General features: G+C 72.4%; 19 protein-coding genes. 14 read left to right on the top strand and 5 right to left on the bottom strand.

The window, feature by feature from the left end:
* Positions 1–50: 50 nt before the first annotated feature.
* Positions 51–2,249 carry an MMPL family transporter gene (locus IE257_RS22185; RefSeq protein ID WP_189971253.1) on the top strand — a complete coding sequence of 733 codons (2,199 nt, stop codon included), beginning with the start codon at positions 51–53 and terminating at the stop codon, positions 2,247–2,249.
* Between the two features lie 96 nt (positions 2,250–2,345).
* Here IE257_RS22185 and IE257_RS22180 read toward each other — a convergent pair whose 3' ends face one another.
* Positions 2,346–2,747 carry an SsgA family sporulation/cell division regulator gene (locus IE257_RS22180; protein WP_189971251.1) on the bottom strand — a complete coding sequence of 134 codons (402 nt, stop codon included), beginning with the start codon at positions 2,745–2,747 and terminating at the stop codon, positions 2,346–2,348.
* 170 nt (positions 2,748–2,917) lie between these two features.
* On the opposite strand from IE257_RS22180, the gene IE257_RS22175 reads away from it, so the two are divergent.
* The 4 genes from IE257_RS22175 to IE257_RS22160 all read left to right on the top strand — a co-directional run bounded on the left by IE257_RS22175 (position 2,918) and on the right by IE257_RS22160 (position 6,801).
* On the top strand, positions 2,918–3,982 hold the full coding sequence (locus IE257_RS22175; RefSeq protein ID WP_189971249.1) for an energy-coupling factor ABC transporter permease: 1,065 nt from the start codon (positions 2,918–2,920) through the stop codon (positions 3,980–3,982).
* 1 nt (position 3,983) lies between these two features.
* Positions 3,984–4,745 carry a cobalt ECF transporter T component CbiQ gene (gene cbiQ, locus IE257_RS22170; RefSeq protein WP_189971247.1) on the top strand — a complete coding sequence of 254 codons (762 nt, stop codon included), beginning with the start codon at positions 3,984–3,986 and terminating at the stop codon, positions 4,743–4,745.
* A complete protein-coding gene (locus IE257_RS22165) occupies positions 4,733–5,506 on the top strand; it encodes an energy-coupling factor ABC transporter ATP-binding protein (protein ID WP_189971245.1) in 774 nt (257 codons plus the stop codon). Before cbiQ ends, IE257_RS22165 begins: the two co-directional genes overlap by 13 nt.
* Before the next feature lie 137 nt (positions 5,507–5,643).
* Complete coding sequence (locus IE257_RS22160) at positions 5,644–6,801, top strand: serine hydrolase domain-containing protein (RefSeq protein WP_189971243.1); 1,158 nt, start codon at positions 5,644–5,646, stop codon at positions 6,799–6,801.
* On the opposite strand, the gene IE257_RS22155 is transcribed toward IE257_RS22160, so the two are convergent.
* Together IE257_RS22155 and IE257_RS22150 are read right to left on the bottom strand one after the other, a co-directional pair.
* Positions 6,790–7,284 carry a YbaK/EbsC family protein gene (locus tag IE257_RS22155; protein ID WP_189971241.1) on the bottom strand — a complete coding sequence of 165 codons (495 nt, stop codon included), beginning with the start codon at positions 7,282–7,284 and terminating at the stop codon, positions 6,790–6,792. The genes IE257_RS22160 and IE257_RS22155 overlap by 12 nt on opposite strands.
* A 75-nt stretch (positions 7,285–7,359) precedes the next feature.
* Positions 7,360–9,012 (bottom strand): penicillin-binding transpeptidase domain-containing protein, encoded by a 1,653-nt coding sequence (locus IE257_RS22150; protein ID WP_189971239.1) that lies wholly within the window; start codon positions 9,010–9,012, stop codon positions 7,360–7,362.
* A gap of 145 nt (positions 9,013–9,157) precedes the next feature.
* Here IE257_RS22150 and IE257_RS22145 point away from each other — a divergent pair, with 145 nt between their 5' ends.
* The 3 genes from IE257_RS22145 (at position 9,158) to IE257_RS22135 (ending at position 10,544) form a co-directional block, all read left to right on the top strand.
* Positions 9,158–9,712, top strand: coding sequence for a GNAT family N-acetyltransferase (locus IE257_RS22145; protein ID WP_189971237.1), 555 nt, complete (start codon positions 9,158–9,160; stop codon positions 9,710–9,712).
* A gap of 172 nt (positions 9,713–9,884) precedes the next feature.
* Positions 9,885–10,148: a hypothetical protein gene (locus IE257_RS22140; RefSeq protein ID WP_189971235.1), complete on the top strand. Its 264-nt coding sequence runs from the start codon at positions 9,885–9,887 to the stop codon at positions 10,146–10,148.
* A gap of 180 nt (positions 10,149–10,328) precedes the next feature.
* Positions 10,329–10,544, top strand: coding sequence for a DUF6243 family protein (locus tag IE257_RS22135; protein WP_189971233.1), 216 nt, complete (start codon positions 10,329–10,331; stop codon positions 10,542–10,544).
* Between the two features lie 178 nt (positions 10,545–10,722).
* On the opposite strand, the gene IE257_RS22130 is transcribed toward IE257_RS22135, so the two are convergent.
* The gene (locus IE257_RS22130; protein ID WP_209468400.1) at positions 10,723–11,415 is read right to left on the bottom strand and encodes a pentapeptide repeat-containing protein; all 693 of its coding nucleotides are present in this window, start codon (positions 11,413–11,415) and stop codon (positions 10,723–10,725) included.
* 209 nt (positions 11,416–11,624) lie between these two features.
* Positions 11,625–13,394, bottom strand: coding sequence for a dolichyl-phosphate-mannose--protein mannosyltransferase (locus IE257_RS22125; RefSeq protein WP_189971231.1), 1,770 nt, complete (start codon positions 13,392–13,394; stop codon positions 11,625–11,627).
* A 79-nt stretch (positions 13,395–13,473) separates the two neighbouring features.
* On the opposite strand from IE257_RS22125, the gene rsmI reads away from it, so the two are divergent.
* From rsmI to IE257_RS22095, 6 genes are all read left to right on the top strand, one after another.
* Positions 13,474–14,370 carry a 16S rRNA (cytidine(1402)-2'-O)-methyltransferase gene (gene rsmI / locus IE257_RS22120; protein ID WP_209468399.1) on the top strand — a complete coding sequence of 299 codons (897 nt, stop codon included), beginning with the start codon at positions 13,474–13,476 and terminating at the stop codon, positions 14,368–14,370.
* Between the two features lie 160 nt (positions 14,371–14,530).
* A complete protein-coding gene (locus tag IE257_RS22115; protein ID WP_372453084.1) occupies positions 14,531–15,031 on the top strand; it encodes a hypothetical protein in 501 nt (166 codons plus the stop codon).
* 10 nt (positions 15,032–15,041) lie between these two features.
* On the top strand, positions 15,042–15,932 hold the full coding sequence (locus tag IE257_RS22110; protein WP_189971229.1) for a TatD family hydrolase: 891 nt from the start codon (positions 15,042–15,044) through the stop codon (positions 15,930–15,932).
* A gap of 334 nt (positions 15,933–16,266) precedes the next feature.
* Positions 16,267–17,568: a resuscitation-promoting factor gene (locus IE257_RS22105; RefSeq protein WP_189971556.1), complete on the top strand. Its 1,302-nt coding sequence runs from the start codon at positions 16,267–16,269 to the stop codon at positions 17,566–17,568.
* Between the two features lie 62 nt (positions 17,569–17,630).
* The gene (rsmA, locus tag IE257_RS22100) at positions 17,631–18,551 is read left to right on the top strand and encodes a 16S rRNA (adenine(1518)-N(6)/adenine(1519)-N(6))-dimethyltransferase RsmA (RefSeq protein WP_189971227.1); all 921 of its coding nucleotides are present in this window, start codon (positions 17,631–17,633) and stop codon (positions 18,549–18,551) included.
* The gene (locus tag IE257_RS22095) at positions 18,548–19,459 is read left to right on the top strand and encodes a 4-(cytidine 5'-diphospho)-2-C-methyl-D-erythritol kinase (protein ID WP_189971225.1); all 912 of its coding nucleotides are present in this window, start codon (positions 18,548–18,550) and stop codon (positions 19,457–19,459) included. Before rsmA ends, IE257_RS22095 begins: the two co-directional genes overlap by 4 nt.
* Positions 19,460–19,501 lie beyond the last annotated feature (42 nt).

The raw sequence follows: 19,501 nt of genomic DNA, 5'->3' as shown, positions 1-19,501 counted from the left end.
CCTGATCCGATCCGGATCCATCCCACGACCTGAACGGGAGAACCACCGACGTGGCTACCTTCCTCTACCGACTCGGCAGGGGCGCCTTCCGGCGCCGCGGCCTCGTCGCCCTCCTCTGGGTGGCGCTGCTGTTCGCCGCCGGCTTCGGCGCCGCCTCGGCGGCAGCGCCCACCTCCGGCTCGTTCTCGATACCCGGTACGGAGGCCCAGAAGGCCTTCGACCTGCTGGACAAGCGCTTCCCGGGCATGGCCGCCGACGGCGCCACCGCCCGCATCGTCATCCAGGCCCCCGAGGGCGCCAAGGTCACCGACCCCGGCCCCAAGGCCGAGGTCCAGAAGATCGTCTCGGGTCTGAAGACCGGACCGGGCGCGGCCGAGATCTCCTCCGTCGCGGACCCGTACGAGGCCAAGGCCGTGAGCCAGGACGGTTCCACCGCCTACATCAGCGCCAAGTACAACGTCAGCGGCATGGAGCTGAAGGACGCCACCCGCGACGCGCTCAAGGACTCGGGCGAGGGCGCCAAGGCCGCCGGGCTGAACGTCCAGATCGGCGGTGACGCGCTGATGGCCGCCCCCGAGACCGGATCCGGCGAGATCATCGGCATCGCGGTCGCAGCGATCGTCCTCGTCATCACCTTCGGCTCGCTGATCGCGGCCGGTCTGCCGCTGCTGACCGCGCTGATCGGCGTGGGCATCGGCGTCTCCTCCATCACCGCGCTCGCCAACGTGCTGGACCTCGGCAACACCACCGCCACCCTCGCGACGATGATCGGCCTCGCGGTCGGCATCGACTACGCCCTCTTCATCGTCTCCCGCTACCGCGCGGAGCTCGCCGAGGGCCGCGAGCGCGACGAGGCCGCGGGCCGCGCCGTCGGTACCGCCGGCTCCGCCGTCGTCTTCGCCGGTCTGACCGTGGTCATCGCCCTGGTGGGCCTGGCCGTCGTCAACATCCCGATGCTGACCAAGATGGGCTTCGCGGCCGCGGGCACCGTGGTCATCGCCGTGCTCGTCGCGCTGACCCTGGTCCCGGCCATCCTCGCCTTCGCGGGCAAGAAGGTGCTCCCGGCGGGCAGGAAGAGCCGCCTGTTCGGCAAGGGCAAGCCGGCCGGCGCCGAGAAGAAGGCCAACGGCGGCACCCGCTGGGCCCGCTTCGTCCTGCGCCGCCCGGTCATGGTGCTGCTGGCCGGTGTGATCGGTCTCGGCGTCATCGCCATCCCGGCGAGCAAGCTGGAGATGGGTCTGCCGGACGACGGCGCCCAGCCGGTCTCCACCACCCAGCGCCAGGCGTACGACCTGCTGTCCGACGGCTTCGGCCCGGGCTTCAACGGCCCGCTGATGGTGGTCGTGGACGGCGACAAGGCGCTGGCCGACAAGACGGCCGACCGGATCAAGGGCCTGGACGGGGTCGTCGCGGTCACCCCGCCGACCCTCAACGAGGCCGGCGACGCCGCGGTGATCACCGTCATCCCGAAGGACCGCCCGTCCTCCACGCACACCGAGGAACTGGTCCACGAGATCCGCGACGGCAGCGGGGACGACGTCCTCGTCACCGGTGCCACCGCGATGAACATCGACTTCTCGCAGAAGATGAACGACGCGCTGCTGCCCTACCTGGCGCTCGTCGTCGGCCTCGCCTTCCTGCTGCTGATGCTCGTCTTCCGCTCGATCCTGGTCCCGCTCAAGGCGGCCCTCGGCTTCCTGCTCTCGGTCGTCGCCGCCCTCGGCGCCGTCGTCGCGGTCTTCCAGTGGGGCTGGCTCGGCTCGGTCTTCGGAGTGGAGCAGACCGGTCCGATCATGTCGATGATGCCGATCTTCATGGTGGGTGTCGTCTTCGGCCTGGCCATGGACTACGAGGTCTTCCTCGTCACCCGGATGCGTGAGGCGTACGTCCACGGTGAGCGCCCGGGCCAGGCCGTGGTCACCGGCTTCCAGTACAGCGCGCGGGTCGTCGTGGCTGCCGCCGTCATCATGATCGCGGTGTTCGCGGGCTTCATCGGGGCCAGCGAGCAGATGGTCAAGATGATCGGTTTCGGTCTGGCCGTCGCCGTCTTCTTCGACGCCTTCGTGGTCCGCATGGCCATCGTCCCGGCGGTGCTCGCACTGCTCGGGCACAAGGCCTGGTGGCTGCCGAAGTGGCTGGACCGGCTGCTGCCGAACGTGGACGTGGAGGGGGAGAGCCTGCGCAAGCACCTGGAGTCCGCGCAGTCCCCGGAGGGCCCGGACAAGGACCGCGAGCTGGTCAGCGCCTGACCCCGCGAAACCCCGTCGGCCCCGCACCTGCCGACAGGACGGCCCGGCCCCGTACCACCCGATCACCGGGTGGTACGGGGCCGGGCCCGGTTGCGCCTAACGGGTGGCGGCGGCCGCCATGGGGGCGTACGTACGCCGCAGGAACCGGCGCAGGGCGGCGATGTCGAACTGCACCACGGCGACGCCCTCGGGGGAGTGGAACTCGACGACCGCCTGCACGCGGCCGCACGGCCAGACCCGCACGTCCCCGGTCCCGGTCGGGGACTGGAGACCCGCCTCAAGGAGCGCGCGGGGGAAGACCCACTCGTTGTCGGTGCCCTCGGGGGAGAGGCCCGCCGGGAAGACGATCCGTACGGCCAGCGGCTCGGCGACGGCGAACCGCAGGGCGACCGGGATGGTCCGGTAGAGGGGGTCGTCCGTGATGACGCGGGCACGGACCCGCTCCTCGACGGCGGTCGGGGCGGCGGTCGCTGGTGGATTCTCGGCGGTGGCTGACATCGACAAGACTCCTCGATATCGGAACATTTGCGTCCGTTTGTCCTGTCCAGCCTCGCACATTCCCACGAAAGCGCACGGCTCTCTTTGTGACGCGCCCGCTCTTGCCAACGGTTTGCAACTGGGCACTATGGTTGAACAGCTAAAGACTGGTTAAGAAGCGGAGCCGTTCCATGCATGTGCCCGACGGATTCATCAACGCACCCGTCTCGGTGGCCGCCGGAGCGGTGGCCGCCGCCGCGGTGGCCGTCAGCCTCCGCGGCGCCCGCCGCGAGCTCGACGAACGGACCGCCCCGCTCGCCGGTCTCGTCGCCGCGTTCATCTTCGCCGTCCAGATGCTGAACTTCCCCGTCGCCGCGGGCACCAGCGGCCACCTCCTGGGCGGGGCGCTCGCCGCGATACTCGTCGGCCCCTACACCGGTGTGCTCTGCGTGTCCGTCGTCCTGCTCATGCAGGGCATCCTCTTCGCCGACGGCGGGCTGACCGCCCTCGGTGTGAACGTCACCGTCATGGGTGTCGTCACCGTCGTCGTCGCGTACGCGATCTTCCGCGGGCTGCTCGGGATCCTGCCGCCCACCCGCCGCTCCGTGACCGTGGCCGCCTTCGTCGGCGCCCTGCTCTCGGTGCCCGCCGCGGCCGCCGCCTTCACCGCCGTCTACGCCGTCGGTGGCACCACCGACGTGCCCATCGGCAAGGTGATCACCGCCATGGTCGGCGTCCACGTGCTCATCGGCATCGGCGAGGCCGCCATCACCGCGGCGACCGTAGGCGCCGTGATCGCCGTCCGCCCCGACCTGGTGCACGGGGCCCGCGGGCTGACCGCGCCGCTGAAGCTGCGCGTCGACGGCGCGCTCGTCGACGCACCGGCCGCGGCCGGAGCGCCCGCGGCGGCCGGTGCCGGCGCCGGATCGACGAAGAAGGTGTGGGCGACCGGCCTGGTCACCGCCCTCGTGCTCGCAGGATTCGTCTCCTTCTACGCCTCCGCCGACCCCGACGGCCTGGAGAAGGTCGCCGCGGACAAGGGCATCGACGAGAAGGTCGAGGAGCACGCCGCCGCGGACTCCCCGCTCGCCGACTACGGCGTCAAGGACGTCGACGACGCCCGCCTGTCCGGCGGCCTCGCCGGGGTCATCGGCGTCGGCGTGACCGTCGTCGCCGGCACCGGGATCTTCTGGGCCGTGCGCCGCCGCCGGACGGAAGACCTCACCGCCACCGCCACCTCCGTCTCGGCGGGCTGACATGGGGGCCGGCCACGCCCACAAGCTCTACCGCCACGGCCACTCGCCGGTCCACGGCCTGCCGCCGCACTGCAAGCTCGCCGCGACCCTGGCCTTCGTCGTGGTCGTCGTGTCCACACCGCGCGAGGCGGTGTGGGCCTTCGGCCTGTACGCCGCCCTCCTCGCCGCAGTCGCGGCCGTCGCCCGGATCCCGGCCGGCTTCCTGCTGCGGCGGCTGCTGATCGAGGTCCCCTTCGTCGCCTTCGCCGTGCTGATGCCCTTCGTGGCCGAGGGCGAGCGCGTGCAGGTGCTCGGCATGTCGCTCAGCGTCTCGGGCCTCTGGGGCGCCTGGAACGTCCTCGCCAAGGGCACCCTCGGCGTGGCCGCCTCCGTCCTGCTCGCCTCGACCACCGAGCTGCGGGCCCTGCTGCTGGGCCTGCAGCGGCTGAAGCTGCCGCCGCTGCTCGTCCAGATCGCCTCCTTCATGATCCGCTACGGCGATGTGATCAGCGACGAGATGCGCCGGATGTCCATCGCCCGCCGCTCGCGCGGATTCGAGGCGAGCGGGATCCGGCACTGGGGAGTGCTGGCCAAGACCGCGGGCGCACTGTTCATCCGCTCCTACGAACGCGGCGAGCGGGTCTACCTCGCGATGGTCAGCCGCGGCTACGCCGGCTCCATGCCGGTGATCGACGAGGTCGCGGCCACCCGCGCCCAGTGGGCGTACGCGTCCGTGCTCCCGGTGACGGCCCTCGCCGTCTGTCTGATGGGATGGACCCTGTGACCAGTACCCCCTCCCTCGAAGTCGCCGGCCTCGCCTACGCCTACCCCGACGGCCACCAGGCCCTCTTCGGGGTGGACCTGACCGTCGGGCAGGGTGAGCGGGTCGCCCTGCTCGGACCCAACGGCGCCGGCAAGACCACCCTGGTGCTGCACCTCAACGGGATCCTCACCGGCGGGGTCGGCTCGGTGTCCGTGGCCGGCCTGCCGGTGGAGAAGCGGAACCTCGCCGAGATCCGCCGCCGGGTCGGGATCGTCTTCCAGGACCCCGACGACCAGCTGTTCATGCCGACCGTGCGGGAGGACGTGGCCTTCGGCCCGGCCGCGGCCGGGATGCGGGGCGCGGAACTGGAGGAACGGGTCCGCACCGCCCTGGACCAGGTCGGCATGGCGGACTTCGCCGACCGGCCGCCGCACCACCTGTCCTTCGGGCAGCGCCGCCGCGTCGCGGTGGCAACCGTCCTGGCCATGCGGCCCGAGATCCTGGTCCTGGACGAGCCCTCGTCCAATCTGGACCCGGCCTCGCGCCGCGAGCTCGCGGACATCCTGCGCTCGCTCGACGTGACCGTGCTGATGGTGACGCACGACCTGCCGTACGCGCTGGAACTGTGCCCGCGCTCGGTGGTCCTCAGCGAGGGGGCCATCGCGGCGGACGGCCGCACACGGGAGCTGCTGTGCGACGACGAGCTGATGCGGGCCCACCGGCTGGAGCTCCCGTTCGGCTTCGACCCGCGCACGCCCCTTCTGACGCGCCCCGCGCACTGATCGGCGCCGGTGCGCGAGCCTCCCGGGCTTCGAGACACCGGGAAGCAGAGCCGCCCGGCGGGCGTTGCAGTGTGAGGTAGGCGTACGCGACAGATGTAGGCGCCGTCCGGGCGTCGCGGCAGGTGCTGGGAGTAGACGTGGAAGTCCACGGGACGGTGGCGGAGGGCTTCGAGCCCGTCAGAGACGCGTTCGTACGCAACTTCGAGGTGCTCGGGGACCGGGGCGCGGCCGTCGCCGTCCACCGGGACGGCCGCAAGGTCGTCGACCTGTGGGCCGGTACCCGGGACGCCGAGGGCACCGAGCCGTGGACCGAGGACACCGCGCAGATCGTCCGGTCCGCGACCAAGGGCGTGGCGGCCGCCGTGCCGTTGCTGCTGCACCAGCGCGGACTGCTGGACCTGGACGCGCCCGTGGGCTCGTACTGGCCGGAGTTCAAGTCGGGCGGCAAGGAGCGGATCCTGGTCCGGGACGTGCTCGCGCACCGCGCGGGCATACCGGCGCTGGACCGCGGGCTGACCGCCGCCGAGGCCGCCGACGGGGTGTCCGGAGCGCGCGCGGTCGCCGCGCAGCAGCCCTTCTGGGAACCGGGCACCGGGCACGGCTACCACGCGCAGACCTACAGCTGGCTGCTGTCCGAGCTGGTGCTGCGGGCGACCGGCCGCACAGTGGGCTGTGTCCTGGCGGAGGAGATCGCCGAGCCGCTGGGGCTGGAGTTCTGGATCGGCCTGCCGGAGGCCGAGGCCCACCGGGTGGGCCGGGTGGCTGCGGTCGAGCCGCCCGAGAGCGCGGGCATGCTGCGGACCCGGCCGCGGCGCAACGTCTCCGAGGCCTACGCCGACCCTGACTCCCTCACCCGCCGTGCCTTCGCCGCCATCGACCCGCTGCCCGACGAGAACGCCCCCGCCTACCGGGCCGCCGAACTCCCCGCCTCGAACGGCATCGGAACGGCCCGCGCCCTGGCCCGTTTCTACGGGGCCACGATCGGCGTGGTCGAGGACGGCGCGCGGATCTTCACCCCGGCCACCACTGCGCTGGCCGCCCGGGAGCACTCCGCCGGGCCGGACCGGGTGCTGGTCGTGAACACCCGCTTCGGCGCCGGCTACATGCTGCACGGCCCGGCCTCACCGCTGCTCTCGCCGGCCTCCTTCGGCCACCCGGGCCGCGGCGGATCCCTGGGCTTCGCGGACCCGGAGGCGGGCATCGGCTTCGGCTACGTGACCAACGCCCTGGCCAAGTCGGTCACCGCGGACCCCCGGGCCCAGGCCCTGGTACGGGCACTGCGCTCAGCCCTGTGACGGCTCCGGCGGCTGTTCGCGCACGTCGGCCAGGGTGGCCCCGGCGTACGTGACGAGCTCGCCGGGAGCCATCGGGAACACCGTGTGCGGGGTACCGGCCGCCGCCCAGATCGTGTCGTGGGCCAGCAGCGACCGGTCGGCCAGCACCCGGGTGCGCGTACGGTGCCCGAAGGGCGGCACCCCGCCGATGGCGTAGCCCGTGGTCTCCCGGACGACGGCCGCGTCCGCCCGGGTCACCCGGTCCGCCCCCAGCTCGCGCCCGACCGCCGCGACGTCGACGCGGGAGGCCCCGTCCATCAGGACCAGGACGGGGACCCCGTCCGCCGCGAAGACCAGCGACTTCACGATCTGGCCGAGCTCGCAGCCGATGGCGGCCGCGGCGTCGGCAGCCGTTCGGGTCCCTTCGGGAAAGCTCCGGACGGTGAGGTCGAGGCCCAGCTCGGCAAGGGCCTCGGCGAACAGAGGGTGCGTGGACGTCGTCATGCCGCGACGTTAACGCCGCCCGCTGCGGCGGCACGACCGATTTCGGCCCGGGCCGGTCGCGCCGCCGCCACCCGGTCAGCCCGCGTTCAGTACCTGGGCGACGATCGGGCCCGCCGCCTCGCCGCCGTGGCCGCCGCCCTCGACCATGGCCGCCGCGGCCACGTCGCCGCTGAAGCCGGTGAACCAGCTGTCCGGGCTGTCCCCGGCGCCGCCGACCTCCGCCGAGCCGGTCTTCGCGCCCTTGTCCGAGCCGCGGACCGGGGCCATTGCTTCCTTTGCCGTGCCGCTGGAGGCCGTCAGCTTCATCATGGAGACCAGCTGCTGCTGCACCGAGGACTTCATCCGGCGCTCGGCCTTCGCGATCGTCCGGCCGTCGAGCTCCGGCGAGACCAGCAGCGGCTGGCGGAACACGCCGGTGCGGGCCGTCGCGGTGATGGACGCGACGTTCAGCGGGTTCATCGTGATCTGGCCCTGCCCGATGTACTCGGCGGCGGCCGCCGCGCCGGTGGCCGGCGGGACCTTGCCGTCGGTGGACTTGATGCCGGTCTTCCAGTCCAGGTCGATGCCGAAGACCTCCGTGGCCTCCTTCGGCAGCGCGGAGTCGTCGTCGACCGGCTTGATCTGCTTGATGAAGGCGGTGTTGCAGGAGCGGGCGAACGAGGTCGCGAAGCTGGTCCCGGGCGGCAGTTCGAAGTTCTTCAGGTTGTGGAACTCACGGCCCCAGGTCACCGTCTTCGCGCACTCCGCCGGCCTGTCCGCGGCGACCAGGCCGCGGTCCAGCAGCATCGCGGCCGTCACGATCTTCATCGTGGATCCGGGTGCGCGGGTGCCCCGCATCGCCGCGTTGAAGCCGTCCTTGCGGTTGTTCGCGACGGCCAGGATGTGTCCGCTGCTGGGCTGGACGGCGACCACCGAGGCCTCCGGGAACTTGGTGACCGCCTGCTCGGCCGCGGCCTGCGCCTTCGCGTCCAGGTACGTCTTGAGGGTGCTCGGCTCGCCCTCGACCAGGGTCAGCAGGGTCCGCCTGGGAGCCTCCTTGGCGGCGGGCTCGATCCAGACCTCCGCCCCCGCCCTGCCGCCCGCCTTGCCGCCGTAGGTCTGGCGCAGCTCGTCCAGGACCTGGCGCAGCGAGGGGTACTTCTCCGCGGTCAGCTCCTCGCCGTTGCGGTCCACGGCCTTGACCGGCGGGCTCGCCGGGGCGCCGGCGCGCAGCGCCTCGTCCTTCTGGAGCTGCGGGTGGATCACCGAGGGCTGCCAGTCCACGAGCGGCTTCCCGCTGGTGAGCCCGCGGACCACGGTCAGCTGCGAGTCGTAGACCAGCGGCTTGGTGGTGCCCTCGTAGGTGATCTCCGCCTCGACCTTGAAGGGCACGGTGGCGCCGTTGGGAGTGCCGGGGGTGATCACCGCCTTGGACACGTACGCCTTCGTCCTGAAGCCCCCGACCGCGGCCTGTGCGGCCGCGGCGTTGTTCGTCAGGTCGGCCGCCCCCCGCTCGTCCCCGGCCGCCCACGCGGTCAGGAAGGCCTTGGCGGTCTTGGCCGCGTCCTTCTCGCCGACCGGCCCGGTGCCCGTCCCGGCCTGGGTGGTGGTCTCTCCGCCCTTGCCGTCTCCGCCGTCGTCCCCGACGAGCGTGTACACCCCGTACCCTGCGCCGCCGAGCATCGCGAGGAACACCCCGCCGACGATGGCACCCTTCGTCGCCCCGTTCACCTGCGTACCTTCCCCCATGAACCGACGGTTCTCTGAACATGTTCAAAGAACCCTTGGTGCGGACATTACGCTGTGTTGAGCTCTCGTATGTCGTTGTTACCGGACCGGAACCTCCGAACGAAAGGCGTTCGGGGCCGGTCGCCCCCGCCCCTGGAGTGCCGCCGTGGATCTCGCCTACCGCCGTTACGTCCCCTCGGAGGTCGATGACCTGGTCGCCTTCCTCACCGGGGACACCTGGCCGTTCCACGGCTCGGCCGTGGTCGACCCGGACCGCGCCCGGCAGTGGGCCGCGGACGGCCGGTTCGACAACGAGGAGACCAGGTCGTTCTGGATCGCAGGCGCAGGCGCAGGCGAGACCCTCGGCCTGGTCCGGCTGATGGACCTGGGCGACGGCACGCCCGTCTTCGACCTGCGGATCCGGTCCCGGTACCGCGGGCGGGGGATCGGCCCCCGGGCGCTGACCTGGCTGACCCGGTACCTGTTCACCGAGCTCCCGCTGATCCGGCGGATCGAGGGCACGACGCGCCAGGACAACGGGGCGATGCGCCGCACCTTCCTGCGGTGCGGGTACGTCAAGGAGGCGCACTACCGGGAGGCGTGGCCCTCGGACGACGGCACGGTCCACGACGCCGTCGGGTACGCGATCCTGCGCCGGGACTGGGCCAGCGGCACGACGACGCCCCCCGCCTGGAACGACGAGTACCCGCCGGCCCGCTGACGCCGGTCCGAAAGTGCGTGCGCCGGTGCCGTGTTCTAGCGTCGGAAGGGCGGGGGTGTCCGACGGGCAGAGCCCGTCGCCCCCCGGAGCGCCTGCTCCGCGCCGCCGCCCCCGCCCGCGGTCCGGCGCATCCGAGGATCGCGTGACCGACCGAGAGAGCAGGTGCATCCGCATGCGTCCGTCGGCTCGTATCCCCAGCATCCTCGCAGGACTGGCCCTCGCCCTGGGCGGCGCCGTCATCGCCGCCCCGTCCGCCCAGGCGGACGTGAAGGCCTGCGAGCAGTACGTCGCCAAGCACGCCGCGAAGGTGACCGAGGGCGTCGCGGAGGCGTGCTACCAGGGACAGATCGGCAACCAGACCAGCTGTGACGCCAGCCTCGTCGCGGCCGGTGCGAGCAAGGACGTCGCGGCCTCGGCCTGCGAGGCGTCCCGCTAGCAGCGCGACGGCGAAAAGTTGGTGTGCGGGGGCGACGGAAGCGGGTACCGTCGTTGTCATGTTCTTCCAGACGCCGATTTACGAGTGAGAGCGTGACGGGCCGACGTCCTTCGACGTCGCCGCCCGTCCCCCACCGATGAATCCGTAAATCACTTCAAACTTTCATTGCCGGGAGAACGCGTGACCGTGAGCAAGAACATCAACAACCCTGTGGGCCAGGGTGGCGGCCAGCGCAAGAGGCTGTCCCGCGCCGAGCGGCAGAACAACGGTCCGCACCGCAACCTCGACCGCAAGGGCGCAGCCGACCAGAAGGCGGAGCTGGTGCGCAAGATGCGCGAGAAGGCCAGCGCCACCGAGGGCGCCGGGCAGGCCGGCGACGACACCGCACAGAGCTGACGCACCGCCGCCGCAGGGCGGCGCCGCACGGGGCAGGGCCCGGACCGCGACGCGCGGTCCGGGCCCTGCTGCCGTACCGGGCGGGCCGGGCACCGGAAAGCCGCAACCGTGAGGGCGGGCTTTTGCCCCGGGAGCTTTCTGATCAATGGGATTGAGCCAGGAGGTCGCTTGCGTCAATTCACCTGGTTCGCTCCCCGTCCTTCCACAGCATGCAATGGGGAACCTTCTCGCCCCCGGTAAATCCATCGGGCCCCTCGTTGTTGGGGATGGTCGAGTCGACTTTCTCCTGTTGAGCGCCTTCCGGCCAGCAGGTGTGCGAGTCGACCATCGCTCCGTGGAAGGTGGTGGCTTCAACGTTGATCTGCGCGTGCGTGAGGTTCGCACTCTGCAGCTCGGCCCCGTCGAGGTGAGCGCCACTCAGGTCTGCTTCGTAGAAGTTGGCCCCGATCAGGTGCGCACCCTGCAACTTGGCCCCGCTGAGGTTCGCCCCTGTCAGGTCGGTGTCCCGAAGCTGAGCCCCCCGCAGATCGGCTCCTCTGAGGTCCGCGTTGTGGAGGGACTTGCCGCTGAAGTTGATCCCTGCGATGTCGCGATCGCCGGGTGAGAACCCCGGAATGCTTTCGGCGATTTCAACATTCGCGCGCCACGCCGCATATTTCTGGGATTCCGAGAGTGCCTGTTCCAGAAATAGGGCCGACACTCCTACGGCGATACCGGTGATCAACCCGCCCCCGATTCCGGCCAGTACTTCAATCTTCGGCTCACGCTCCGGCTCTTTGGTGGCCATCCACCATGCGAAGACTGCACCCATCGCTCCGAGGATACCGAGCACAATCAAAACCCCGAGCAGAATCCACCCTTTGTTGGGCATGGGGTCATCCCCAATATGCGCGGTTCGGGTAGAAATTGCCTCACTTCCTCTCTACGCCTGCCCCCATGTGATCGCAAACGCCGCGTCAGGTGAAGATCCGGCATGACCGCGTCCGTGGGCCGTCGCGGGGCGGCCCACGACGGCCGGCCCACCGGCAACAACCACGACGGGCCCGGCACCATCAGGTGCCGGGCCCGTCGTTTGCGCTGCTAGACCCAGGTGTCCAGCCACATGCGGCCGCGCCAGGAGTCCATCGGCAAAGTCTGGCCCGTGTAGATCGGCCAGAAGTAGATGAAGTTCCAGGCGATCAGCAGGACCAGGACTCCCGCGCCGATCGCGCCCAGCGCCCGCCTGCGTTCGCTGGAGCCGGCCGGGCCCAGCAGGGCGCCGATCATCATCGCCACCGCCAGGCACAGGTACGGGACGAAGACCACCGCGTAGAAGTAGAAGATCGTCCGCTCCTGGTAGTTGAACCAGGGCAACAGGCCCGCCGCCAGCGCGCACACGATCGCGCCCGCCCGCCAGTCACGGCGGAAGAACCACCGCCACAGCACGTACAGCAGCGCGAAGCAGCCCGCCCACCACAGCAGCGGGGTTCCGAGGGCCAGCACCTCGCGGGCGCACTTGCCCGCCGCCGTCGCCGGGCAGCCGTCGGTGCCCGGTTCCGGGGACTCGTAGAAGTAGGAGACGGGCCGGCCCAGGACCAGCCAGCTCCACGGATTGGACTCGTAGGTGTGCCCCGAGGTCAGGCCGACGTGGAACTTGTACACCTCGGTCTCGTAGTGCCACAGGCTGCGCAGCCACTCCGGCAGGAACCCCAGCGAGCTGTCCCGGTCGTACTTGGCCGCCCAGTCGCGCAGATAGCCGCCCTTGCCGTTGTCCGGGCTGAGGATCCAGCCCGACCACGAGGCCAGGTACGTCACGATCGCCACCGGGACGGTGGAGACGAAGGCGGGCAGCGCGTCGCGCCGCAGCATCGAGACGTACGGGGCTCCCGCGCCCGCGGTGCGGCGCGCGGCCGCGTCCCACAGGACGGTCAGGATGCCGAAGAAGGCCAGGATGACGAAGCCGTTCCACTTGGTGCCCGCGGCCAGGCCCAGGCAGACGCCGGCCAGGATCCGGTACGGCCGCCAGCCCAGCCGCAGCGTCTCGGCGATCTTCGCGTCGGGCCGGGTCCGTCCCTCCTCGTCCACCGGCAGCGCGTCCGCGAGCCGGGCTCTGGCCCGGTCGCGGTCGATGAGCAGTGCCCCGAAGGCGGCGAGGACGAAGAACATCAGCACCAGGTCCAGCAGCGCCGTGCGGCTCATCACCAGGTGCAGGCCGTCCACCGCCAGCAGCGCGCCCGCCAGGCAGCCGAGGAAGGTCGAGCGGAACAGGCGCCGCCCGATCCGGCACAGCATCAGCACCGACAACGTGCCGAGCACGGCGGTCATGAACCGCCAGCCGAAGGGCGTGAAGCCGAACATCCACTCGCCGAGCCCGATCACCCATTTGCCGACGGGCGGGTGCACGACATAGCCCGGATCCGTCGGGAGGGCGACCCCGGACGGGTTGGCGAGGATCGACTTGTCGATGTCCTTGGGCCAGCTCGCCTCGTAGCCCTGCTTGATCGTGGCCCAGGCGTCCTTGGCGTAGTACGTCTCGTCGAATATCACCGCCTTCGGGCTGCCCAGGTGCACGAACCGCAGCACCCCGGCGACCAGCGCCACCAGCACCGGCCCGGCCCACGAGACGATCCGCTGCCAGGTCCCCCACACCTCGTGCGCCAGCCCGAAGGTCATCCACAGCTGCTTGGACGGCCTGGCGTACGGGGGCACCAGCCGGGTACGGACGTCCGCGCGCGCGGACGGCCCGGCGGGCGGCACGTAGCCGAAGCCGCGCAGCCGGCGCAGCCAGGTGCTCGGATCGTCTTCGCGTCCCACCGGTGAGGCGGGCGGGGCCCCCGCGGGGCTGGGCGGCGGCGTCGCGGTACTGGTCACCGGCACATCGTAGGGAAGAGATCTGTGTGCGCCACCAGTGGCGGGGGGAGGCGGGGTACGAGGCTGAGAGGATGGGCGGGTGACAACTGACCAGCCCCGCGGTACCGAGCCCACCACGACCGACGGCGTCCTTGTGCTCGCCGGCACCCCCATCGGCGATCTCGCGGACGCCCCGCCGCGTCTGGCGGCCGAGCTGGAGCGGGCCGACGTGATCGCCGCCGAGGACACCCGGCGGCTGCGCCGGCTGACCCAGGGGCTGGGCGTCCACACCACCGGGCGCGTCCTGTCGTACTTCGAGGGCAACGAGTCGGCGCGCACCCCGGAGCTGGTCGAGGCCCTGGCCGGCGGCGCGCGCGTACTGCTGGTGACGGACGCGGGCATGCCCTCGGTGTCGGACCCCGGCTACCGGCTGGTCGCCGCCGCCGTGGAGAAGGACATCAAGGTCACCGCCGTTCCCGGGCCGTCCGCGGTGCTCACCGCGCTCGCCATGTCCGGGCTGCCGGTGGACCGGTTCTGCTTCGAGGGGTTCCTGCCCCGCAAGGCGGGGGAGCGCCTGGGCCGGCTTCGCGAGGTCGAGGGTGAGCGGCGCACGCTCGTCTACTTCGAGGCCCCGCACCGGCTCGACGACACCCTGGCCGCGATGGCCGAGGTCTTCGGGGCCGACCGGCGGGCCGCGGTGTGCCGTGAGCTGACCAAGACGTACGAGGAGGTCAAGCGCGGCGGGCTCGGCGAACTCGCGGCCTGGGCCGCCGAGGGCGTGCGCGGGGAGATCACGGTCGTGGTCGAGGGCGCTCCGGCGGCCGCGCCCGGCGATGTGGACGCCGAGGAGCTGGTGCGCCGGGTGCGGGTGCGCGAGGAGGCCGGTGAGCGGCGCAAGGAGGCCATCGCGGCGGTCGCGGCCGAGGCCGGCGTACCCAAGCGCGAGGTGTTCGACGCGGTGGTCGCGGCAAAGAACGCGGCACAAAAGATGCCGTGAGCAGGTAAAGAGCTAACCTGAAAGGCAAAGCTCAGACCGCGCACCGGGCACTTTCGGAATGAGTCGCCCAAGGACCGTCCAACAGTAGACAGGGCCTGATGCGCTCCCGCCCGTTGAGGCGTCCACTGGCAATGGCACCAGTGGAACAAGAGGAGCTGGCATGAGTGAGATCGCAGACACCCCGGTACCCGCATCCGCCCCCGTCGCAGTCCCTGTCGCTGTGACCGCCTCCGACGTGCACACCGTGCACGAGGCCTACTCCTTCGCGTGCATGAGGTGCGGGTACGGCTGGGAGCAGGCGTACGCGATCGAGCACCACGTCGACGCCAAGGGCGAGCCGTTCATCATGTACAAGGTCGACGGCGAGCGGGTGCCCTCCCCGCTGTCCAACCCGACCTGCCTGAACTGCGGCGGACACGTCGTACGGATCATGCGGGCCGGGCAGGTCTCCTCGGTGCTGGGCATGATCGACCACCTCCACCCCCACCGGACAGCGCCCGGGACCGCCGGACCGGTGCCGGCCGGTGTGAACGTCCCCCGGCCGGCGAGGCAGCCCGGGGCGCCCCGCTCGCACGCCGCCCCGGGGCCCGTGGCCGTCGGGTCGGCCGGGGAGAGCCGTGGCCTGCTCTCCCGTCTGAAGGGCCTCTTCCGCCGGTCATAAGATCGGCCGTATGAGCACACGCGTGGAGAAGACGCAGCCCAAGGACGCACCGCCGCCGCTGCCCGAGCCGCTCCGGGTGGCGGTCGCCGACTCGCACACCCACCTGGACATGCAGTCGGGCACCGTCGAGGAGGGCCTCGCGAAGGCCGCCTCGGTGGGCGTCACCACCGTCGTCCAGGTGGGCTGCGACGTGAAGGGCTCCCGGTGGGCCGCCGAGACCGCGGCCGCGTACGAGAACGTCCACGCGGCCGTGGCCCTCCACCCGAACGAAGCCCCGCGCATCGTCCACGGTGATCCGGACGGATGGTCGCGGCAGGGTGCCCGGGCCGGTGGCGGCGAGGCCGCGCTGGACGAGGCCCTGGCCGAGATCGAGGCGCTGGCCGCGCTCGACCACGTCAAGGCGGTCGGCGAGACCGGGCTGGACTACTTCCGCACCGGGCCGGAGGGCATGGCCGCGCAGGAGCGTTCCTTCCGCGCGCACATCGAGATCGCCAAGCGGCAGGGCAAGGCGCTGGTCATCCACGACCGGGAGGCCCACGCGGACGTGCTGCGCGTCCTGCGCGAGGAGGGCGCCCCCGAACGGACCGTCTTCCACTGCTACTCCGGAGACGCCGACATGGCCCGCGAGTGCGCCGCCGCCGGCTACTACCTGTCCTTCGCCGGGACCGTCACCTTCAAGAACGCGGCCCCGCTGCGCGAGGCGCTGGCCGTGGCCCCGCTGGAACTGGTGCTCGTCGAGACGGACGCGCCGTACCTGACCCCCGCGCCGTACCGCGGACGGCCCAACGCGCCGTACCTCATTCCGCTGACGGTCCGGGCGATGGCCGCGGTCCGCGGCATCGACGAGGACGCGATGGCCACCGCGCTGGCGGCCAACACCGCCCGTGCCTTCGGCTACTGACCCGCCCCTGACACCCCGCCCGCTCCGACACGCTGAGTAGCCGTCCCGCTTTGGAGCGTGACGGCTCCTCCGCTAGGGTGCCGTGCCCGCACTCAGAGGGTGCCGGATCACCAGTGGAGCGAGCGTCGTGAGCGATACGCAGGGCAGTCACCGCCGTGGCGGTCCCGTCCCCGAGGCGTACGAGGCCCAGCCCATGGCCTGGCCGGTCGGTACGGGCGATCCCGGCCCCGCCGTGCGGGACCCCGAGCCCGCCGTGCGGGACCGCGAGCCAGAGGTGCGGGACCTCGAGCCCGCGGTGCCCGCCCCGCGCGGCGGGCGCCGCCGCCGGCCCACCATGTCACCGGCCGAGCTCGCCTTGGCCGACACCCTGGCCGCCGTGCCGCCGGCACCCGGCCCGGGCCGCCGCCGGGCCGCCACCCCGGCGGGCGCCGTGCCGGGCCCCGCCACCGCACCCGCCCTGCCCCTGGCCCCCGCGGTACCGGGCCAGGCCGCCGGCCCCGGCCGCCGCCGCGCCCGGGGCCGCGGCACCCCCGACCGGCCCCCCGGCACGAACTGGCGGCGAATCGTTCCGCAGGCCCTCGTCGTCGCCTTCCTCGCGGGCGGCACCACGGCCTTCGTGGCCGCCGACAAGGCGGTCCGGCTCACCGTGGACGGAGTCCCGCGCAACCTGCATACCTTCGCCGACGACATCGGCGAACTGCTCGCCGCCGAAGGCCTCGGCGTCGGCCCCCACGACCTCGTTGCCCCCGCCGCCGGCGAACCTCTCGAAGACGGCGAGGAGATCGTCGTCCGCTACGGCCGCCCCCTGCGCCTGACCCTCGACGGGCAGCAGCGCCAGGTGTGGACCACCGCCCGCACCGTCGAGGGCGCGCTGCGCCAGTTCGGCATCCGCGCCGAGGGGGCCTACCTCTCCGCCCCCCGCACCGCCCCCGTCCCGCGCTCCGGGCTCACCCTCGGCGTCCGCACCGAACGCAGCGTCACCTTCATGGCCGACGGCCGCGAACGCACCATCCGCACCAACGCCGCCACCGTCCAGGAGGCCCTCGACCAGGCGGGCATCACCCTCCAGGGTCAGGACACCACCTCCGTACCCCCCACCGACTTCCCGCGCGACGGCCAGACCGTCACCGTGCTGCGCATCACCGGCACCCGCGAGGTCCGCGAGGAACGCATCCCGTTCGAGACCGAGAAGGTCAAGGACGCCGAGCTGTTCGCCGGCACCGAGGTCGTCGAGCGCGTCGGCCGCCCCGGGGCGCGCAGGGTCACGTACAGCATGCGCACCGTCAACGGGGTCCGGCAGAAGCCGCGGCCCATCGCCGACGAGGTCGTCCGCGAACCCGTCGCCCAGCTCGTGCGGGTCGGCACCAGGGCCCTGCCGAGCTCGGTCGCCGGCGCCGACGGCCTCAACTGGGCGGCCCTCGCCCAGTGCGAGTCCGGCGGACGCCCCTCCGCCACCGACGCCTCGGGCACCTACGGCGGCCTGTACCAGTTCGACGTCCGCACCTGGCAGGGCCTCGGCGGCAGCGGCCGCCCCCAGGACGCCTCGGGCACGGAGCAGACGTACCGGGCGAAGAAGCTCTACATGCAGCGGGGGGCGAGCCCATGGCCGCACTGCGGCCGCAGGCTCACGTCGTAGATCCGGGAACCGGAGCGCCGGTCCGGCTCGGGATCGCCCGGCCGATCTGAGACGCTTTACCGGTGAGCACCGCAGAGCAGCAGCCCGAGAACCCCGAGAAGACCTCCCCCGGCACCTCCGACGCCCTCCTCGGGCCGGCCGACATCAGGGAGCTGGCCGCCGCCCTCGGCGTACGCCCGACGAAGCAGAAGGGCCAGAACTTCGTCATCGACGCCAACACGGTGCGCCGGATCGTGCGCACCGCCGAGGTCCGCCCGGACGACGTCGTCGTCGAGGTCGGCCCGGGGCTCGGCTCGCTGACGCTCGCGCTGCTGGAGGCCGCGGACCGGGTCGTCGCCGTCGAGATCGACGACATTCTGGCCGCGGCGCTGCCCGCCACCATCGAGGCCCGGATGCCCGCGAAGAAGGACCGCTTCGCGCTGGTCCACTCCGACGCGATGCTCGTGACCGAACTGCCCGGCCCGCCGCCGACCGCGCTCGTCGCGAACCTGCCCTACAACGTCGCCGTGCCCGTCCTGCTGACGATGCTCGACCGCTTCCCGACGATCGAGCGCACCCTGGTGATGGTGCAGGCCGAGGTGGCCGACCGGCTGGCCGCCGAGCCGGGCAACAAGGTCTACGGGGTGCCCTCGGTCAAGGCCAACTGGTACGCGCACGTCAAGCGCGCCGGTTCCATCGGCCGCAAGGTCTTCTGGCCCGCCCCGAACGTCGACTCCGGTCTCGTCTCCCTGGTGCGCCGCACCGAGCCGATCAAGACCAGCGCCACCAAGGCGGAGGTCTTCGCGGTCGTGGACGCCGCCTTCGCCCAGCGCCGCAAGACGCTGCGCGCCGCGCTGGCCGGATGGGCCGGATCGGCGGCGGGCGCGGAGGCCGCGCTGGTCGCCGCCGGTGTCTCCCCGCAGGCCCGCGGGGAATCCCTGACGGTCGAGGAGTTCGCGGCGATCGCCGAGCACAAGCCCGCCGCGCAGAGGCCTGCACTGTGAGCGCGCAGCCGGCGGCCGTGACCGTACGGGTCCCCGCGAAGGTCAACGTGCAGCTGGCGGTGGGCGCGGCCCGCCCCGACGGATTCCACGACCTGGCCAACGTCTTCCTCGCCGTCTCCCTCCACGACGAGGTCACCGCCACCGCGGCCGACACCCTGACCATCACCTGCACCGGCCCCGACGCCGACCAGGTCCCGCTGGACCGCACCAACCTCGCGGCGCGCGCCGCCGAGATCCTCGCGGCCCGGGCCGGCATCGAGCCCGCCGTCCACCTCCACATCGCGAAGAACATCCCGGTGGCCGGCGGCATGGCGGGCGGCAGCGCGGACGGCGCGGCGGCCCTGCTGGCCTGCGACGCCCTGTGGGGCCTGAACACCCCGCGCGCCGAACTGCTCGACATCTGCGCGGAGCTCGGCAGCGACGTCCCCTTCAGCCTGGTCGGCGGGGCCGCGCTCGGCACCGGCCGCGGTGAGCTGCTGACCCCGGTGGAAGCCGGGACGTTCCACTGGGTCTTCGCGGTGGCCGACGGGGGCCTGTCCACCCCGGCGGTGTTCCGCGAGTTCGACCGCCTCGCCGAGGGCCGGCGGATTCCCGAGCCCGAGGCCTCCCCGGCGCTCCTGGCGGCCCTGGCCTCGGGCGACGCGGACGCGCTGGGCGCCGAGCTGGCCAACGACCTCCAGGCGGCGGCGCTTTCGCTCCGGCCGCAACTGGCGCGGACGCTGGCCGCGGGCGTGGAGGGTGGCGCCCTCGCCGCACTGGTCTCCGGCTCCGGGCCGACGACGGCGTTCCTCGTCGCGGACCAGGAGTCGGCCGAGAAGGTGGCGGCGGCCCTGGAAGCGTCCGGCACGTGCCGCGCTACCCGGATCGCCTCCAGCCCGGCCCAGGGCGCCACTGTCCTGCTGTCCTGACCCCGCGGGCCGCTGCTGGGGCTCCGCCCCAGACCCCGCGCC

The organism is Streptomyces avidinii (genome assembly GCF_014650695.1).
Taxonomy (GTDB): domain Bacteria; phylum Actinomycetota; class Actinomycetes; order Streptomycetales; family Streptomycetaceae; genus Streptomyces; species Streptomyces avidinii.
This window is presented reverse-complemented; position numbering and strand designations above follow the sequence as displayed.

Bases quoted from the DNA above. Each gene is read 5' to 3' on its own strand.
- IE257_RS22130 (WP_209468400.1), bottom strand. From the start codon at position 11,415: ATGCCCAACAAAGGGTGGATTCTGCTCGGGGTTTTGATTGTGCTCGGT.
- IE257_RS22150 (WP_189971239.1), bottom strand. From the start codon at position 9,012: ATGGGGGAAGGTACGCAGGTGAACGGGGCGACGAAGGGTGCCATCGTC.
- IE257_RS22165 (WP_189971245.1), top strand. From the start codon at position 4,733: ATGGACCCTGTGACCAGTACCCCCTCCCTCGAAGTCGCCGGCCTCGCC.
- IE257_RS22140 (WP_189971235.1), top strand. From the start codon at position 9,885: ATGCGTCCGTCGGCTCGTATCCCCAGCATCCTCGCAGGACTGGCCCTC.
- IE257_RS22155 (WP_189971241.1), bottom strand. From the start codon at position 7,284: ATGACGACGTCCACGCACCCTCTGTTCGCCGAGGCCCTTGCCGAGCTG.
- IE257_RS22115 (WP_372453084.1), top strand. From the start codon at position 14,531: ATGAGTGAGATCGCAGACACCCCGGTACCCGCATCCGCCCCCGTCGCA.
- cbiQ (WP_189971247.1), top strand. From the start codon at position 3,984: ATGGGGGCCGGCCACGCCCACAAGCTCTACCGCCACGGCCACTCGCCG.
- IE257_RS22175 (WP_189971249.1), top strand. From the start codon at position 2,918: ATGCATGTGCCCGACGGATTCATCAACGCACCCGTCTCGGTGGCCGCC.
- IE257_RS22110 (WP_189971229.1), top strand. From the start codon at position 15,042: ATGAGCACACGCGTGGAGAAGACGCAGCCCAAGGACGCACCGCCGCCG.
- IE257_RS22180 (WP_189971251.1), bottom strand. From the start codon at position 2,747: ATGTCAGCCACCGCCGAGAATCCACCAGCGACCGCCGCCCCGACCGCC.
- IE257_RS22105 (WP_189971556.1), top strand. From the start codon at position 16,267: ATGTCACCGGCCGAGCTCGCCTTGGCCGACACCCTGGCCGCCGTGCCG.